Below are 14,927 nucleotides of genomic sequence, written 5' to 3'. Positions count from 1 at the left end.
AATAAGACAAAAGGCTGCCTCATCGCTAACTTTGCAACAGTGCCGGATTGAATATAACCGACGTGACTGTTACATTTAGGTGGCTAAACCCGTCAAGCCCTCAGGAGTGAATCATGACCGTAGTCACGACCGCCGATACCTCCCAACTGTACGCACTTGCAGCCCGACATGGGCTCAAGCTCCATGGCCCGCTGACTGTCAATGAGCTTGGGCTCGACTATAGGATCGTGATCGCCACCGTCGACGATGGACGTCGGTGGGTGCTGCGCATCCCGCGCCGAGCCGAGGTAAGCGCGAAGGTCGAACCAGAGGCGCGGGTGCTGGCAATGCTCAAGAATCGCCTGCCGTTCGCGGTGCCGGACTGGCGCGTGGCCAACGCCGAGCTCGTTGCCTATCCCATGCTCGAAGACTCGACTGCGATGGTCATCCAGCCTGGTTCGTCCACGCCCGACTGGGTCGTGCCGCAGGACTCGGAGGTCTTCGCGGAGAGCTTCGCGACCGCGCTCGCCGCCCTGCATGCCGTCCCCATTTCCGCCGCCGTGGATGCGGGGATGCTCATCCGTACACCGACGCAGGCCCGTCAGAAGGTGGCCGACGACGTTGACCGCGTCCGACGCGAGTTCGTGGTGAACGACAAGCGCCTCCACCGGTGGCAGCGCTGGCTCGACGACGATTCGTCGTGGCCAGATTTCTCCGTGGTGGTGCATGGCGATCTCTACGTGGGCCATGTGCTCATCGACAACACGGAGCGCGTCAGCGGGATGATCGACTGGAGCGAGGCCCGCGTTGATGACCCTGCCATCGACATGGCCGCGCACCTTATGGTCTTTGGTGAAGAGGGGCTCGCGAAGCTCCTCCTCACGTATGAAGCGGCCGGTGGCCGGGTGTGGCCGCGGCTCGCCCACCACATCGCGGAGCGCCTTGCGTTCGGGGCGGTCACCTACGCACTCTTCGCCCTCGACTCGGGTAACGAAGAGTACCTCGCTGCGGCGAAGGCGCAGCTCGCCGCAGCGGAATGAGCGAACGTCGATATAGCCCGCTCGCGACGCTGTTCGCGGCGACCTTTCTCTTCCGGATCGGCAACGCGGTGGCGGCCCTCGCGCTTCCATGGTTCGTCCTGTCTCATACAAAGAGCGCGGCCTGGGCGGGCGCCACGGCCGCTAGCAGCGTCATCGCGACCATCATCGGCGCGTGGGTTGGTGGTGGCCTCGTCGATCGGTTCGGGCGCGCGCCCGTCGCATTGATCTCGGGTGTGGTGGGCGGCGTGGCCATGGCGAGCATCCCACTGCTCGATGCCGTTGGCGCCCTCTCGAACACTGGGCTGATCGCTTGCGTGGTGCTCGGTGCCGCGTTCGACGCACCCGGTATGGCCGCGCAGGACAGTGAGCTGCCCAAACTCGGCCACGTCGCCGGGCTCTCCGTTGAGCGCGTCTCGTCACTGAAAGCGGTGATCGGGAACGTCGCGATTCTAGGTGGCCCGGCCCTTGGGGGGGCCGCAATCGGCCTGCTTGGCGCTGCGCCAACGCTCGGGCTGACGGCGTTCTGCTCCGTCCTTGCAGGTCTGCTCGGCGCGTGGGTGCTTCCCGCGCGTGCCGCTCGGACGATGACCACGACGGCGACTCTCTCCATGCGCGCCGGCGTCGCTTTTCTCTGGAGCGAACCCCTGCTGCGCCCTCTCTTTGGTATAGTGATGATCTTCGTGGGCATCGTTGGCGCCAACGGCAGCGTCATCATGCCTGCGCTGTTTGTAGATGCAGGACGCCAAGTAGCAGAGCTCGGGCTGTTCTCCTCAATGATGGGGGCTGGTGGTCTCCTTGGCATTGCCATTCATGCGTCGGTCGGCGCCCGGATATCAGCGCAGAACTGGCTGGCGGTGGCATTTTGTGGCTCTGCGGTGGGCTCGCTTCTGCTTTCACAGTTGCCAGGCGTGCCGGTGCTGATGTTGTTGGGCGCGCTCGTGGGACTGCTGACCGGCTCAGTCTCTCCCATTCTCAACGCTGCCATCTACAACCGCACGCCGCCAGAACTTCTCGGCCGGGTACTCGGCACGGTCTCGGCGGTGATGCTGTCAGCCTCGCCCATGGTTATGCTTGCGGCCGGCGCGTTTGTCGACCTTGCTGGTCCGCTCCCTGGCCTCGTTGTATCGGCCGTGTTTGCGGGGCTCGTGGCTCTACTCTCGCTCCGTCTTCAATTTGCTACAATGGCGGCGGCAGCCACAGCCTCCGCCCCAACCCATACAGAAGGTGAACACTGATGCCCCGCCCCAAGCTCAAGTCCGATGACGAGGTACTCGAGGCCGCCACCGTAGTGCTGAAGCGTTGCGGTCCCATAGAGTTCACGCTCAGCGGAGTAGCAAAGGAGGTGGGGCTCTCCCGCGCAGCGTTAATCCAGCGCTTCACCAACCGCGATACGCTGCTGGTGAGGATGATGGAGCGCGGCGTCGAGCAGGTGCGGCATTACCTGAATGCGATACCGATAGGCGCAGGGCCGCAAGGGCTCTGGGAATTTTTGCAGGTGCTCGTTCGGAGCATGAACACTCGCAACGACTTCTCGGTGAACTATCTCATCTCCTGGTACGAGCTCCAGGTGCCGGAGCTACGCACGCTTGCGATCCAGCGGAACCGCGCGGTGGTGGAGGGGATCCGCAAGCGACTGCCCCCAGGTGCTCCTGCGGCAGCTGAGTTGCTCCTGCACTCGGTCATCGCTGGCGCGACGATGCAGTGGGCCGTCGATCCGGATGGTGAGCTAGCTGATCATGTGCTGGCTCAGATCGCTGCCATCCTGTGTTTAATGTTTCCCGAACACGACGATTTCCAACTCCTCCAGGCACATGCGTAAACGGAGGTGTGCAGAGTCCCTGCGGCAGGCGACGAACACGACCGTCGTCGATTAGTACCGGTACGGTCGGTGGTATCGAAGTCTTGATCACCACTCAGGTCTACGGCTTACAAATGGTGACCATCCCGATACTTGCGTCAGAGCACCGGGCCGATTCTTTGACAGTGAATCACTCCCGTAAGGTTGTGCCGGTGTGGGTGTCCCGGGTCGAGACGATACTCCGCCAATGCGCCCAGCAAACAACCTGGCCATCGCAGGTGGTGGGGAGCGGTGTGGCGGATGAGTTGGACAAGTTGGTGTAGCAGCACGAGCACGGCGAGATAACATCGCAGGAGTTCGACATGCTCAAGAGACAGCTGATTGCGAATCGCGATGCAGATTCATAACCCGATTGCGGGTTGGCTTCACTCCACCATCACCGAGCAGACTAGCACGGCGGGCTCTGTTGCAAAGATTGGCGGCAGTCAGAGGTAGGCTGTCGCTCTGCGCCGATCAGGCGGCTGCTGCGAAATGGTGGTTGAGCATGCCCATGGCCTCCGTCAGCGCCGAGGGCCCAATGCCAAAAGCTCTCTCCACAAGGCGCACCTCGCCCCTGATGCCGGGCTGCAGGCACCAGGGGCGAGCCTGTCCTTTGCGCAGGGCTCGCATGACTTCGAATCCCTTGATCGTGGCATAGGCCGTGGGGATCGATTTGAAACCGCGCACCGGCTTGATCAGTATCTTGAGCTTTCCGTGATCGGCCTCGATCACGTTATTGAGATACTTCACCTGCCGGTGGGCCGTCTCCCGGTCCAGCTTTCCTTCGCGCTTCAATTCGGTGATCGCTGCACCATAGCTCGGCGCTTTGTCGGTATTGAGCGTGGCAGGCTTTTCCCAGTGCTTCAGGCCTCGCAGGGCCTTGCCCAGGAACCGCTTCGCTGCCTTGGCGCTGCGGGTCGGCGACAGGTAGAAATCGATCGTGTCGCCCCGCTTGTCGACTGCCCGGTACAGGTAGGTCCACTTGCCCCGCACCTTGACGTAGGTTTCATCCAGGCGCCAGCTCGGATCAAAGCCACGCCGCCAGAACCAGCGCAGCCGCTTCTCCATCTCCGGGGCGTAGCACTGGACCCAGCGATAGATCGTCGTATGGTCGACCGAAATGCCGCGTTCCGCCAGCATTTCCTCAAGGTCGCGATAGCTGATCGGATAGCGACAATACCAGCGCACCGCCCACAGGATCACATCACCCTGGAAATGGCGCCACTTGAAATCCGTCATCGTTCCGTCCGTCCAATCTCCGCCAAGCATGCTCAAGCTTCACGATTTTTGCAACAGAGCCCACACGAGTATTGAGCATAGTCGAGATTGGTGCAGATCACTTCTGATATTGAACTGTCAGGAGCTGGCTGCACAACAGCCATTACGCCCAATCAACTGGTGCAGTCGTCTTCTGAAAATGACAATCCAGTTAGGGTATAGCTCAACCTGACATAGAAGCAAAAACTCAACCACCTTCTACCAACTCTCCGAACAGCTCCTTGACCTTTGTTTTCGCATCAGCAAGTGCAGTTCTGCCTTGTTCAGTGATGTCATAAACACGCCGTTCACGTCGCCCGGTGCGTTCGTGGCGTGAGGTCAGATAGCCTTTTTTTTCCAGGCCGTGCAGCATCGGGTACACGGTGCCAGCGCTCATCTCGTAGCCGTGTCGGCGTAGCTCTTCGATGATCCCCAGCCCAAAGACAGGTTCCTCGGCTGCATGGTGAAGGATGTGCAGGCGGATCAAACCGCCGTAGAGGTCTTTGTCAGTCATTTTTTGTGCCTCACAGAGCGACGCTCAACAGCCACCCAGCTGCACCGCTACCGAGGACAACCAGCCACGGCGGGAGCTTCCAGAACATAAGTGCGACAAGGGCAACTAATGCCAAGCCGAAGTCTTGCGGCTGAAAGATGGCGCTAGTCCATACAGGCTGATACAGCGCGGCCAGCAGCAAGCCGACTACAGCGGCATTGATCCCGGCCAGCGCAGCTTGGATGCCTGTATTGCGGCGCAAACGCTCCCAAAATGGCATTGATCCGACGACCAGCAAGAACGAGGGCGCGAAGATAGCCAGCAGACACACAATGCCGCCGATCCAGCCCGACGGGGCGGTGTTCATCGAGGCACCAAGAAACGCGGCGAACGTGAACAAAGGGCCGGGCACCGCTTGAGCTGCCCCGTACCCCGCGAGAAAGGATTCATTGTTGACCCAGCCGGAGGGCACCACTTCGGCTTGCAGTAATGGCAGCACAACGTGACCACCGCCGAACACCAGTGATCCGACACGATAGAAGGAATCCACCATTGCCATGGTTTGACTTGGCATCAGTTCGGCCAACACCGGCAGGCCAATCAGCAAGACAAAGAACAGCGAGAGCCAAAGCACGCCGGCCCGGTGACTGACCGTGATAGGTAGGGGGTCATGCTCAACAACTTTCGCTGGCTTGAACAATAACCGGCCTGCGATGCCTGCGATAGCAATCACGCCAACCTGTCCCCACGCGGACGGCACAAGTAAAACGACGCAGGTAGCAATTGCCATGATGGTGACTCGCAGCCCATCCGTGCATAGGTTACGCGCCATGCCCCATACTGCTTGAGCGACCACGGCCACAGCCACCACTTTTAAGCCATGCAACGCGCCCTGCGAGACGTAATCGCCATAGCTGGAGATGCCGAGCGCAAAAAGGATCAAGGCTATGGCAGACGGCAGCGTGAAGCCAGCCCAAGCAGCCAGCGCCCCGCTGTATCCAGCCCGAGACAGTCCTACCGCTATGCCGACCTGGCTGCTTGCAGGCCCTGGCAAGAACTGACAAAGCGCGACCAAGTCAGCATAGCTCCGTTCGGAGAGCCAGCGCCGCCGTGTGACAAATTCGGCGCGGAAGTAGCCCAAGTGCGCAATGGGGCCGCCAAAAGATGTCAATCCAAGCCGCAGAAAAATAAGAAAGACCGACCATGGTCTGCTGTCATCGGTAGGGTTATTCGTCATACTTTCGCCTTCATGATCTGCAACGAGTTGATCAATAATAAGCGAAATTCGATAACGAAATTCGATATAAATCTAGAAAAAAATACCTCTATGTGTACTACGCAGTTTTAGCTGTGGCTTTCACAGGAGCACGCTTACTTACGGCTTAGCGTGCTTTATTTTCCGTTTTCTGAGGCGATCCCTAGGAGCTCGGATCTCAGGACGAAGGTCTCCGCGAATGTCCGGTCGATCCGCGCGACGTCCCAGGCGGGCGTTCCCTTGGCGGACATCCACGCCGCAGCGTCGTGCATCAGCCGCACAACCTCGTCGATATCACCCGAGCAGGCGACCCGAACGTTCGGAGGCTCCTCGCTGTCCATTCGCTCCCCTGGCGCGGTATGAACCGCCGCCTCATAGTGCAGTTTGATCCTGACGAGCCCAGCATGTCTGCGCCCACCTTCGCGGAACCTGACCAGGGTCCGCTAGCGGGCGGCCGGAAGGTGAATGCTAGGCATGATCTAACCCTCGGTCTCTGGCGTCGCGACTGCGAAATTTCGCGAGGGTTTCCGAGAAGGTGATTGCGCTTCGCAGATCTCCAGGCGCGTGGGTGCGGACGTAGTCAGCGCCATTGCCGATCGCGTGAAGTTCCGCCGCAAGGCTCGCTGGACCCAGATCCTTTACAGGAAGGCCAACGGTGGCGCCCAAGAAGGATTTCCGCGACACCGAGACCAATAGCGGAAGCCCCAACGCCGACTTCAGCTTTTGAAGGTTCGACAGCACGTGCAGCGATGTTTCCGGTGCGGGGCTCAAGAAAAATCCCATCCCCGGATCGAGGATGAGCCGGTCGGCAGCGACCCCGCTCCGTCGCAAGGCGGAAACCCGCGCCTCGAAGAACCGCACAATCTCGTCGAGCGCGTCTTCGGGTCGAAGGTGACCGGTGCGGGTGGCGATGCCATCCCGCTGCGCTGAGTGCATAACCACCAGCCTGCAGTCCGCCTCAGCAATATCGGGATAGAGCGCAGGGTCAGGAAATCCTTGGATATCGTTCAGGTAGCCCACGCCGCGCTTGAGCGCATAGCGCTGGGTTTCCGGTTGGAAGCTGTCGATTGAAACACGGTGCATCTGATCGGACAGGGCGTCTAAGAGCGGCGCAATACGTCTGATCTCATCGGCCGGCGATACAGGCCTCGCGTCCGGATGGCTGGCGGCCGGTCCGACATCCACGACGTCTGATCCGACTCGCAGCATTTCGATCGCCGCGGTGACAGCGCCGGCGGGGTCTAGCCGCCGGCTCTCATCGAAGAAGGAGTCCTCGGTGAGATTCAGAATGCCGAACACCGTCACCATGGCGTCGGCCTCCGCAGCGACTTCCACGATGGGGATCGGGCGAGCAAAAAGGCAGCAATTATGAGCCCCATACCTACAAAGCCCCACGCATCAAGCTTTTGCCCATGAAGCAACCAGGCAATGGCTGTAATTATGACGACGCCGAGTCCCGACCAGACTGCATAAGCAACACCGACAGGGATGGATTTCAGAACCAGAGAAAGAAAATAAAATGCGATGCCATAACCGATTATGACAACGGCGGAAGGGGCAAGCTTAGTAAAGCCCTCGCTAGATTTTAATGCGGATGTTGCGATTACTTCGCCAACTATTGCGATAACAAGAAAAAGCCAGCCTTTCATGATATATCTCCCAATTTGTGTAGGGCTTATTATGCACGCTTAAAAATAATAAAAGCAGACTTGACCTGATAGTTTGGCTGTGAGCAATTATGTGCTTAGTGCATCTAACGCCGGAGTTAAGCCGCCGCGCGTAGCGCGGTCGGCTTGAACGAATTGTTAGACATCATTTACCAACTGACTTGATGATCTCGCCTTTCACAAAGCGAATAAATTCTTCCAAGTGATCTGCGCGTGAGGCCAAGTGATCTTCTTTTTGTCCCAGATAAGCTTGCTTAGCTTCAAGTAAGACGGGCTGATACTGGGCAGGTAGGCGTTTTATTGCCCAGTCGGCAGCGACATCCTTCGGCGCGATTTTGCCGGTTATTGCGCTGTACCAAATGCGGGACAACGTAAGCACTACATTTCGCTCATCGCCGGCCCAGTCGGGCTGCGAGTTCCATAGCTTCAAGGTTTCCCTCAGCGCCTCGAATAGATCCTGTTCAGGAACCGGGTCAAAGAATTCCTCCGCTGCCGGACCTACCAAGGCAACGCTATGTTCTCTTGCTTTTGTAAGCAGGATAGCTAGATCAATGTCGATCATGGCTGGCTCGAAGATACCCGCAAGAATGTCATTGCGCTGCCATTCTCCAAATTGCAGCTCGCGCTTAGCCGGATAACGCCACGGGATGATGTCGTCATGCACGACAAGGGTGACTTCTATAGCGCGGAGCGTCTCGCTCTCGCCAGGGAAAGCCGAAGCCTCCATAAGATCATTGAGCAATGCTCGCCGCGTCGTTTCATCAAGCTTTACGGCCACAGTAACCAACAAATCAATATCGCTGTATGGCTTCAGGCCGCCATCCACTGCGGAGCCGTACAAATGCACGGCCAGCAACGTTGATTCCAGATGGCGCTCAATGACGCTTAGCACCTCTGATAGTTGGTTCGAAATTTCGATGGTCACCGCTTCCCTCATGATGTCTAACGGGCGAGGTAAGCCGACCGCAGAATGCGGGTCGGCTTGACCGAAATGTTAGAACCAGAAGCCAAAACGGATAACTTGAATTTGGCGACGGGCGCTAACCGTGAAAAAACGCTGCGCCACCGAGGCGGCACAGCACTGCAAAAACGATAGCTGCTTGCGCTTGCTACGCAAGGGCTAGAGGCCAAAAAGACTGAAAACCTGCGCAGCCCATGCAGGCGAAGCCCGGAAAAAAGGCAAAACAGGCACTGAATAACGCCTGAAAAGCTAAATGCCGTTTGAATAAACATGAGCTAAATAAAGCTGGGTTTCAGTGGTGCTAACGTTGGACGTAACGAGAGCCGGAGCGCAGCGGAGGGAACCAAAATGCGCAGCATTTTGGCGTCCCGTTGACGGAATGGTTAGCCGTTTCGACGCGCATAAACGGAGTGGGTGTACGGAATTACAGCTTGAATGGTTTCGGTTGAGACAAGCTCGAATTCTGTTTCGTTGAGCATTGGGAAGAAGGCGTCACCCTCGAAGGTTTGATGTACCTCAGATAGAAACACGCCGTGGGCGTGAGGTAGTGCCAGAGTGTATATCTCAGCTCCGCCCGCGACGTAGAGTTCATTGCCGAGTTCGGATGCCAAAGCGATAGCGTGCGACAGCGTTGAAACAACTACGCAGCCAGTGGCGCGGTAGTTAGCTTGGCGTGAGATTACCAATGTGTGACGGTTCGGTAGAGGCTTGCCGATAGACTCAAAGGTCTTTCGCCCCATGACAACGACTTTTCCCTCAGTGAGTCTGCGAAAAATCTTCTGCTCACCCGGAATTTTCCAGGGGATATTAGGACCATTGCCAATAACCCGATTGGCTCCCATCGCAGCAACGAGATAAATGCGTACTGATTCCGAGTTCATATGGCTAACTTTGTTTTAGGGCGACTGCCCTGCTGCGTAACATCGTTGCTGCTCCATAACATCAAACATCGACCCACGGCGTAACGCGCTTGCTGCTTGGATGCCCGAGGCATAGACTGTACAAAAAAACAGTCATAACAAGCCATGAAAACCGCCACTGCGCCGTTACCACCGCTGCGTTCGGTCAAGGTTCTGGACCAGTTGCGTGAGCGCATACGCTACTTGCATTACAGCTTACCAACCGAACAGGCTTATGTCCACTGGGTTCGTGCCTTCATCCGTTTCCACGGTGTGCGTCACCCGGCAACCTTGGGCAGCAGCGAAGTCGAGGCATTTCTGTCCTGGCTGGCGAACGAGCGCAAGGTTTCGGTCTCCACGCATCGTCAGGCATTGGCGGCCTTGCTGTTCTTCTACGGCAAGGTGCTGTGCACGGATCTGCCCTGGCTTCAGGAGATCGGAAGACCTCGGCCGTCGCGGCGCTTGCCGGTGGTGCTGACCCCGGATGAAGTGGTTCGCATCCTCGGTTTTCTGGAAGGCGAGCATCGTTTGTTCGCCCAGCTTCTGTATGGAACGGGCATGCGGATCAGTGAGGGTTTGCAACTGCGGGTCAAGGATCTGGATTTCGATCACGGCACGATCATCGTGCGGGAGGGCAAGGGCTCCAAGGATCGGGCCTTGATGTTACCCGAGAGCTTGGCACCCAGCCTGCGCGAGCAGCTGTCGCGTGCACGGGCATGGTGGCTGAAGGACCAGGCCGAGGGCCGCAGCGGCGTTGCGCTTCCCGACGCCCTTGAGCGGAAGTATCCGCGCGCCGGGCATTCCTGGCCGTGGTTCTGGGTTTTTGCGCAGCACACGCATTCGACCGATCCACGGAGCGGTGTCGTGCGTCGCCATCACATGTATGACCAGACCTTTCAGCGCGCCTTCAAACGTGCCGTAGAACAAGCAGGCATCACGAAGCCCGCCACACCGCACACCCTCCGCCACTCGTTCGCGACGGCCTTGCTCCGCAGCGGTTACGACATTCGAACCGTGCAGGATCTGCTCGGCCATTCCGACGTCTCTACGACGATGATTTACACGCATGTGCTGAAAGTTGGCGGTGCCGGAGTGCGCTCACCGCTTGATGCGCTGCCGCCCCTCACTAGTGAGAGGTAGGGCAGCGCAAGTCAATCCTGGCGGATTCACTACCCCTGCGCGAAGGCCATCGGTGCCGCATCGAACGGCCGGTTGCGGAAAGTCCTCCCTGCGTCCGCTGATGGCCGGCAGCAGCCCGTCGTTGCCTGATGGATCCAACCCCTCCGCTGCTATAGTGCAGTCGGCTTCTGACGTTCAGTGCAGCCGTCTTCTGAAAACGACACAATATAAGTGGTTTCAATATGATTTTCGAGAGGGTATTAAGTGGTTTTAATGGGGTATACCTTTTTAGAACCACCACATGACGATCGAAACACAACCTTTCGATAGCCTTTTGATCTGACAGCACAAACTTTAAGTGTGATCCGTCATCACAAAGTCGCTTTTGAGTTGTATTTGAGTATTTAAGCGACGTTGCTCACCATTCCTGATCTGCTGAATGGGATGCCAAAGGAGGAAATCTACAGAAGCTGGGCTTTGAGGTGAGTCATCTTTTCGACTCACCGAACAAGCCAGCAGCCAAGCGTAGCGCGGCAGTTCTTTACCCCATGGCTTGGTAATCTCCCCGTCTGCTGTTCTCTTACCCGCTATAGGGGATAAATGTTAGATACCGCCTACAGCGTGTAAGTTACATTTACCTCCTATAACAGGTAAATATTGATATACCTGCCATAGCGTGTAAATTGGAAGAAGGCACGCTACCAGGTTGTCGAATCATGAAAGTAACCAGCGCCAAGCAGCTGAGCGCCTGTATCAAGGATGCCAGGCTTTCTCAAAAGCTCTCTCAAGGCAAAGTGGCCGAGAAAGTAGGGATTAGGCAAGACACAGTCTCCAGCTTCGAGCTCAACCCTGAGTCCACCAAGCTGGAGACCCTGTTCAAGATCCTCGCGGCACTCGAGTTGTCAGTGGATATCAAACCCCGCAATGAGTCATCCGAGAGTCCGGCATCGGGCTGGAAGGAGGAGTGGTAATGGCCAATCTGGCTGTCTATATGAACGGCTATCGGGTAGGCACATTCACCAAAACTACCAGCGGCGCCCATCATTTTCAGTACCATGAGTCATGGCTAGCACAACCGGGCAGCCGTCCGATCTCACTCTCCATGCCATTGCGCCATCAGACCTACCGGGGCGATGAAGCCTATAACTTCTTCGACAACCTGCTGCCAGATAATACGGAGGTGAGAAACAGGGTTGTAGCACGCTATCAAGCGGCATCAACCCAGCCCTTCGATCTGCTCAGTTGCATTGGCCAGGATAGCGTAGGGGCATTACAGCTGGTTACCGAAGGGCACGATGTTCCAGATGTCAGGCGAATCGACTACAAGGCACTTTCCGATGACGAGCTCGAGCAGATCCTGACCAGCTACAAATCAGGAATCCCTTTGGGGATGGTCAGGGAGCAAGAGGAGTTCCGGATCTCTATCGCCGGGGCGCAAGAAAAGACTGCACTGCTCTATCTCGATGGCCGTTGGTACTTGCCACTCAATGCAACGCCGACAACCCACATAATCAAACTCCCTATCGGCAAGATTGAAAGCCACTCCTACTCGATAGACCTCTCCCAGAGCGTAGAAAACGAATATCTCTGCACTCTGATTGCCAAGGAGTTTGGTCTACCCGTACCTCACTGCTTCATGATGCAGGTTGGCCAGGTCAAAGCACTGGCTGTGGAACGCTTCGACAGACGTTACGCTGCCGATCGCAGTTGGATCATGCGCCTTCCCCAAGAAGATTTCTGTCAGGTATTGAATGTTCCGTCAGCACGGAAATACGAGAACCATGGAGGACCGGGGATCACTGACATCATGAAAACCTTGCTGGGCTCTGCGACACCAGAACAGGATCGCTACCTATTCATGAAATCTCAGGTCCTGTTCTGGCTGCTGGCGGCCACCGATGGCCATGCAAAAAACTTCTCGGTCTTTATTGAGCCGGAAGGGCGTTTTCGCCTGACCCCTTTTTACGACATCCTATCTGTCTATCCAGTATTTGGCGGCCGAGGCCTCAACCGAAGGGACGCCAAGCTCGCTATGGGCCTAGCAAGCAGCAAGGGAAAGAAGTACGCCATTGAGCAGATATTCCCGCGTCATTTCTTCCAAACGGCGAAAGCTGTGGGATTTGAGCGTTCTGCTATGGAAGAGATCCTGACAGAACTGGCCAACTCCGTTGATGATGTTATTGAGCGCGTTACACAGCAATTGCCAGCAGGCTTCCCCGATACCATCAGCAGCACCATTCTAGAGGGCCTAAAAGCCCGCTCAGCCAGGCTGATAAAGGGCTGGGATTAAAATGGCGGTATGTGGGATGACTGCACGGTTAGCCAAACTACCTATGGGAAACTTGCACGGTTCGAAGAGTAAAGCGGCTTTCCAGGTTCCGGACGGTGCTATAGTCGGTTCAAAATATGTTCAAAACTCACTTAAAAGGCGGCTTTGACTGCGTGTGGTGGCATCGCGTTGATTCATATGGGAAGGCTGCACGATCGAGAATGGACTATGTGGGAACGCTGCACGATGGCAGAAACCCGTGAGCGGCCTCTCAATATGCTGTTTTAGTTACTTTTACCCCAAGTGGCCCCCGAAAAGTCACTAACATATTGAAGATAATAAATTATTTACATTCTGCATCGGCAAGTAAGCCGGTTCGGCAAACAATAAAAAGCCCGGGTTCATCCCGGGCTTTTTATTGTGCGTTTTTTGTCCGCGAACCTAGAGGCGACGCAGGCACCACATGAAGTAAGCGCCCCCTAACAAGGTGGAGACCAACCCGACCGGCACCTCCTGCGGGAAGAGGATCTGCTGGCCGACCCAGTCCGCCGATACCATCAACAGGGCGCCGGAAGCGGCGGCCCCAAGCAGGTGCCAGCGTGCCCGCACCAGCCCCATCAGCTTGGCCATATGTGGCGCCAGCAGACCGACGAAGGAGAGCGGCCCCACCACCAGGGTGGCGCTGGCGGTGAGCACGGCCACCAGCAGCAAGATGGCGAGCTGGGCACGGTTGAGGCGAATGCCCAGCGCGGTCGCTACAGCACTTCCCATCGGCAGCAGATCGAGCCAGCGGCTGACTAGCAGGCTGGCGGCCAGCATCAACAGCGCCAGCCCCACCAGCCCATAGGCCACCGGCAAGGTGACGTAGTAGGTGGAGCCGGACATCCAGGAAAGCAGTTGCTGCACCCGCATGTCGCCGTTGGCCAGCGCGATGGCCTGCAGCGGCTCGAACAGTGCCGTGATGGCAATACCTGAGAGCAGGATCCGCTCCGGCTGGAAGCCGTGCTTGCGATTGACCACCACCAGCAGCAACAGGCAGCCGAAGGCACCGAGCAGGCCACCGACCAGCATCAGCGGCAGGGGCAATACAGGCAGCAACAGCGCCGTCGCTATCACCCCCATAAAGGTGCCGCCGCTCACCCCCAGCAGCTCCGGGCTCGCCATAGGATTGTTGCTGACCCGCTGCAACAGGGTACCCGCCAGCGCCAGCAGCACGCCAGCCGCCCCAGCCGCCAAACTGCGCGGCAACCGCCACTCCAGCTGGGCCTGCCAGCGGAGCCAGCTCGGCCAGTTCCAGCCCGCCATTCCCTGTCCAACCAGCAGGGAGGCGACCACGGCCAGCAGCAGCCCGACCAGCAACAGGCCGATAAGGCGAGCCGGTGCCGGATGGCGAGCCACCAGCAGGCCGACGTTTGCCTTAGGCGCACCCGACTTGATGCCCAGGCGCGGGATCAGCCAAAGCAGCAGCGGCGCCCCCAGCAGGGCGGTCATGGCGCCGGTGGGGATCAATACTGGCCAGAAGCGACTCAGACTCTGCAGCAGCAGATCGGTCGCCGCCAGCAGCAGGGCGCCGAGGATCGGTGCCCACAACAGCCGTTGGCCAAGCTGACGGATCCCGAGCAGCCGCACCATGGCGGGCGCTGCCAATCCGATAAAGCCGATTAGCCCAACCACGCTCACCACGCAAGCGGTGACAAATACCGCCAAGCCAAGCCCCGCCAGTCGCAAGTGTTGGAGGGAGACCCCCAGACTGCGGGCGCTGGCATCATCCAACTCCAGCACCGCCAACGGGCGTACCAGCACAACAGCCAGCGCAGCGGCTACCAGCAGGCGGGGGAACAGGTAACTCACCCCGCTCCAGCTGTTCTGCACTAGCGAGCCACTGCCCCACACCAGCAAACCTTTCAGCTCCTCCTGAAAGAACAGCAAGAGTCCCATGCTGATGACAGCCAGATAGAGGTTGATCACCAGCCCGGCAAAGACGATGACCACCGGATTGAGCTGGCGACGCCAGGCCAGGGCAAACACCAGTGCCATCGCAAGGCAGCCGCCAGCCATGGCGATCCACTCCCGCCCCAGCAGCAACCAGGAGGGGGCAAACAGGGTCACCATCATCAACGCCAGTTGGGCACCGGCGGCCACCCCCAAGGT

16 protein-coding genes are annotated in these 14,927 nt (G+C 58.1%); 6 read left to right on the top strand and 10 right to left on the bottom strand.

What is annotated here, in order from left to right; genetic code table 11:
- The first annotated feature begins 113 nt into the window (after positions 1-113).
- From L972_RS09460 to mphR(A), 3 genes are read left to right on the top strand one after another with little or no spacing between them, the layout of a single operon-like run.
- On the top strand, positions 114-1,019 hold the full coding sequence (locus L972_RS09460; RefSeq protein WP_000219391.1) for an Mph(A) family macrolide 2'-phosphotransferase: 906 nt from the start codon (positions 114-116) through the stop codon (positions 1,017-1,019).
- Positions 1,016-2,254, top strand: coding sequence for a macrolide resistance MFS transporter Mrx(A) (mrx(A), locus tag L972_RS09455; RefSeq protein WP_000004159.1), 1,239 nt, complete (start codon positions 1,016-1,018; stop codon positions 2,252-2,254). Before L972_RS09460 ends, mrx(A) begins: the two co-directional genes overlap by 4 nt.
- A complete protein-coding gene (mphR(A), locus tag L972_RS09450) occupies positions 2,254-2,838 on the top strand; it encodes a macrolide-binding transcriptional repressor MphR(A) (protein WP_001137892.1) in 585 nt (194 codons plus the stop codon). Before mrx(A) ends, mphR(A) begins: the two co-directional genes overlap by 1 nt.
- A 492-nt stretch (positions 2,839-3,330) precedes the next feature.
- Here mphR(A) and L972_RS09445 read toward each other — a convergent pair whose 3' ends face one another.
- The 9 genes from L972_RS09445 to dfrA12 form a co-directional block, all read right to left on the bottom strand.
- On the bottom strand, positions 3,331-4,095 hold the full coding sequence (locus L972_RS09445; protein WP_001389365.1) for an IS6-like element IS6100 family transposase: 765 nt from the start codon (positions 4,093-4,095) through the stop codon (positions 3,331-3,333).
- 226 nt (positions 4,096-4,321) lie between these two features.
- On the bottom strand, positions 4,322-4,627 hold the full coding sequence (locus L972_RS09440) for a PadR family transcriptional regulator (RefSeq protein WP_000130000.1): 306 nt from the start codon (positions 4,625-4,627) through the stop codon (positions 4,322-4,324).
- Positions 4,628-4,637: 10 nt separating this feature from the next.
- On the bottom strand, positions 4,638-5,843 hold the full coding sequence (gene chrA, locus L972_RS09435; RefSeq protein WP_000184001.1) for a chromate efflux transporter: 1,206 nt from the start codon (positions 5,841-5,843) through the stop codon (positions 4,638-4,640).
- Positions 5,844-5,998: 155 nt separating this feature from the next.
- Positions 5,999-6,202: a hypothetical protein gene (locus tag L972_RS09430; RefSeq protein ID WP_000376616.1), complete on the bottom strand. Its 204-nt coding sequence runs from the start codon at positions 6,200-6,202 to the stop codon at positions 5,999-6,001.
- Between the two features lie 127 nt (positions 6,203-6,329).
- Positions 6,330-7,169 carry a sulfonamide-resistant dihydropteroate synthase Sul1 gene (gene sul1 / locus L972_RS09425; RefSeq protein WP_000259031.1) on the bottom strand — a complete coding sequence of 280 codons (840 nt, stop codon included), beginning with the start codon at positions 7,167-7,169 and terminating at the stop codon, positions 6,330-6,332.
- Complete coding sequence (locus L972_RS09420) at positions 7,163-7,510, bottom strand: quaternary ammonium compound efflux SMR transporter QacE delta 1 (protein ID WP_000679427.1); 348 nt, start codon at positions 7,508-7,510, stop codon at positions 7,163-7,165. Before L972_RS09420 ends, sul1 begins: the two co-directional genes overlap by 7 nt.
- A gap of 163 nt (positions 7,511-7,673) precedes the next feature.
- Positions 7,674-8,465, bottom strand: a complete 792-nt coding sequence (locus L972_RS09415) for an ANT(3'')-Ia family aminoglycoside nucleotidyltransferase AadA2 (protein WP_001206356.1) — start codon at positions 8,463-8,465, stop codon at positions 7,674-7,676.
- A gap of 5 nt (positions 8,466-8,470) precedes the next feature.
- Positions 8,471-8,761, bottom strand: coding sequence for a DUF1010 domain-containing protein (locus L972_RS21400; RefSeq protein ID WP_001336345.1), 291 nt, complete (start codon positions 8,759-8,761; stop codon positions 8,471-8,473).
- 111 nt (positions 8,762-8,872) lie between these two features.
- Complete coding sequence (gene dfrA12 / locus L972_RS09410) at positions 8,873-9,370, bottom strand: trimethoprim-resistant dihydrofolate reductase DfrA12 (RefSeq protein ID WP_001083725.1); 498 nt, start codon at positions 9,368-9,370, stop codon at positions 8,873-8,875.
- A 144-nt stretch (positions 9,371-9,514) separates the two neighbouring features.
- Between dfrA12 and intI1 the strand changes: the two genes are divergently transcribed.
- The 3 genes from intI1 (at position 9,515) to L972_RS09395 (ending at position 12,797) form a co-directional block, all read left to right on the top strand.
- On the top strand, positions 9,515-10,528 hold the full coding sequence (intI1, locus tag L972_RS09405) for a class 1 integron integrase IntI1 (protein WP_000845039.1): 1,014 nt from the start codon (positions 9,515-9,517) through the stop codon (positions 10,526-10,528).
- 695 nt (positions 10,529-11,223) lie between these two features.
- Positions 11,224-11,478: a helix-turn-helix domain-containing protein gene (locus L972_RS09400; protein ID WP_017410478.1), complete on the top strand. Its 255-nt coding sequence runs from the start codon at positions 11,224-11,226 to the stop codon at positions 11,476-11,478.
- A complete protein-coding gene (locus tag L972_RS09395) occupies positions 11,478-12,797 on the top strand; it encodes a type II toxin-antitoxin system HipA family toxin (protein WP_047437768.1) in 1,320 nt (439 codons plus the stop codon). The genes L972_RS09400 and L972_RS09395 overlap by 1 nt, the downstream gene beginning before the upstream one ends.
- Before the next feature lie 420 nt (positions 12,798-13,217).
- Here L972_RS09395 and fhuB read toward each other — a convergent pair.
- On the bottom strand, positions 13,218-14,927 hold a 1,710-nt coding region (gene fhuB, locus L972_RS09390), incomplete at its 5' end, for a Fe(3+)-hydroxamate ABC transporter permease FhuB (protein ID WP_047437794.1).

The sequence above is a fragment of the Aeromonas sp. ZOR0001 genome (assembly GCF_000801015.1).
Classification (GTDB): domain Bacteria; phylum Pseudomonadota; class Gammaproteobacteria; order Enterobacterales; family Aeromonadaceae; genus Aeromonas; species Aeromonas veronii.
This window is presented reverse-complemented; position numbering and strand designations above follow the sequence as displayed.

Coding starts and splice junctions, on each gene's coding strand:
- L972_RS09395 (WP_047437768.1), top strand. CDS start 11,478: ATGGCCAATCTGGCTGTCTATATGAACGGCTATCGGGTAGGCACATTC.
- L972_RS09420 (WP_000679427.1), bottom strand. CDS start 7,510: ATGAAAGGCTGGCTTTTTCTTGTTATCGCAATAGTTGGCGAAGTAATC.
- sul1 (WP_000259031.1), bottom strand. CDS start 7,169: ATGGTGACGGTGTTCGGCATTCTGAATCTCACCGAGGACTCCTTCTTC.
- L972_RS09460 (WP_000219391.1), top strand. CDS start 114: ATGACCGTAGTCACGACCGCCGATACCTCCCAACTGTACGCACTTGCA.
- L972_RS09400 (WP_017410478.1), top strand. CDS start 11,224: ATGAAAGTAACCAGCGCCAAGCAGCTGAGCGCCTGTATCAAGGATGCC.
- L972_RS09445 (WP_001389365.1), bottom strand. CDS start 4,095: ATGACGGATTTCAAGTGGCGCCATTTCCAGGGTGATGTGATCCTGTGG.
- intI1 (WP_000845039.1), top strand. CDS start 9,515: ATGAAAACCGCCACTGCGCCGTTACCACCGCTGCGTTCGGTCAAGGTT.
- chrA (WP_000184001.1), bottom strand. CDS start 5,843: ATGACGAATAACCCTACCGATGACAGCAGACCATGGTCGGTCTTTCTT.
- L972_RS21400 (WP_001336345.1), bottom strand. CDS start 8,761: ATGTTTATTCAAACGGCATTTAGCTTTTCAGGCGTTATTCAGTGCCTG.
- L972_RS09415 (WP_001206356.1), bottom strand. CDS start 8,465: ATGAGGGAAGCGGTGACCATCGAAATTTCGAACCAACTATCAGAGGTG.
- L972_RS09440 (WP_000130000.1), bottom strand. CDS start 4,627: ATGACTGACAAAGACCTCTACGGCGGTTTGATCCGCCTGCACATCCTT.
- L972_RS09430 (WP_000376616.1), bottom strand. CDS start 6,202: ATGGACAGCGAGGAGCCTCCGAACGTTCGGGTCGCCTGCTCGGGTGAT.
- dfrA12 (WP_001083725.1), bottom strand. CDS start 9,370: ATGAACTCGGAATCAGTACGCATTTATCTCGTTGCTGCGATGGGAGCC.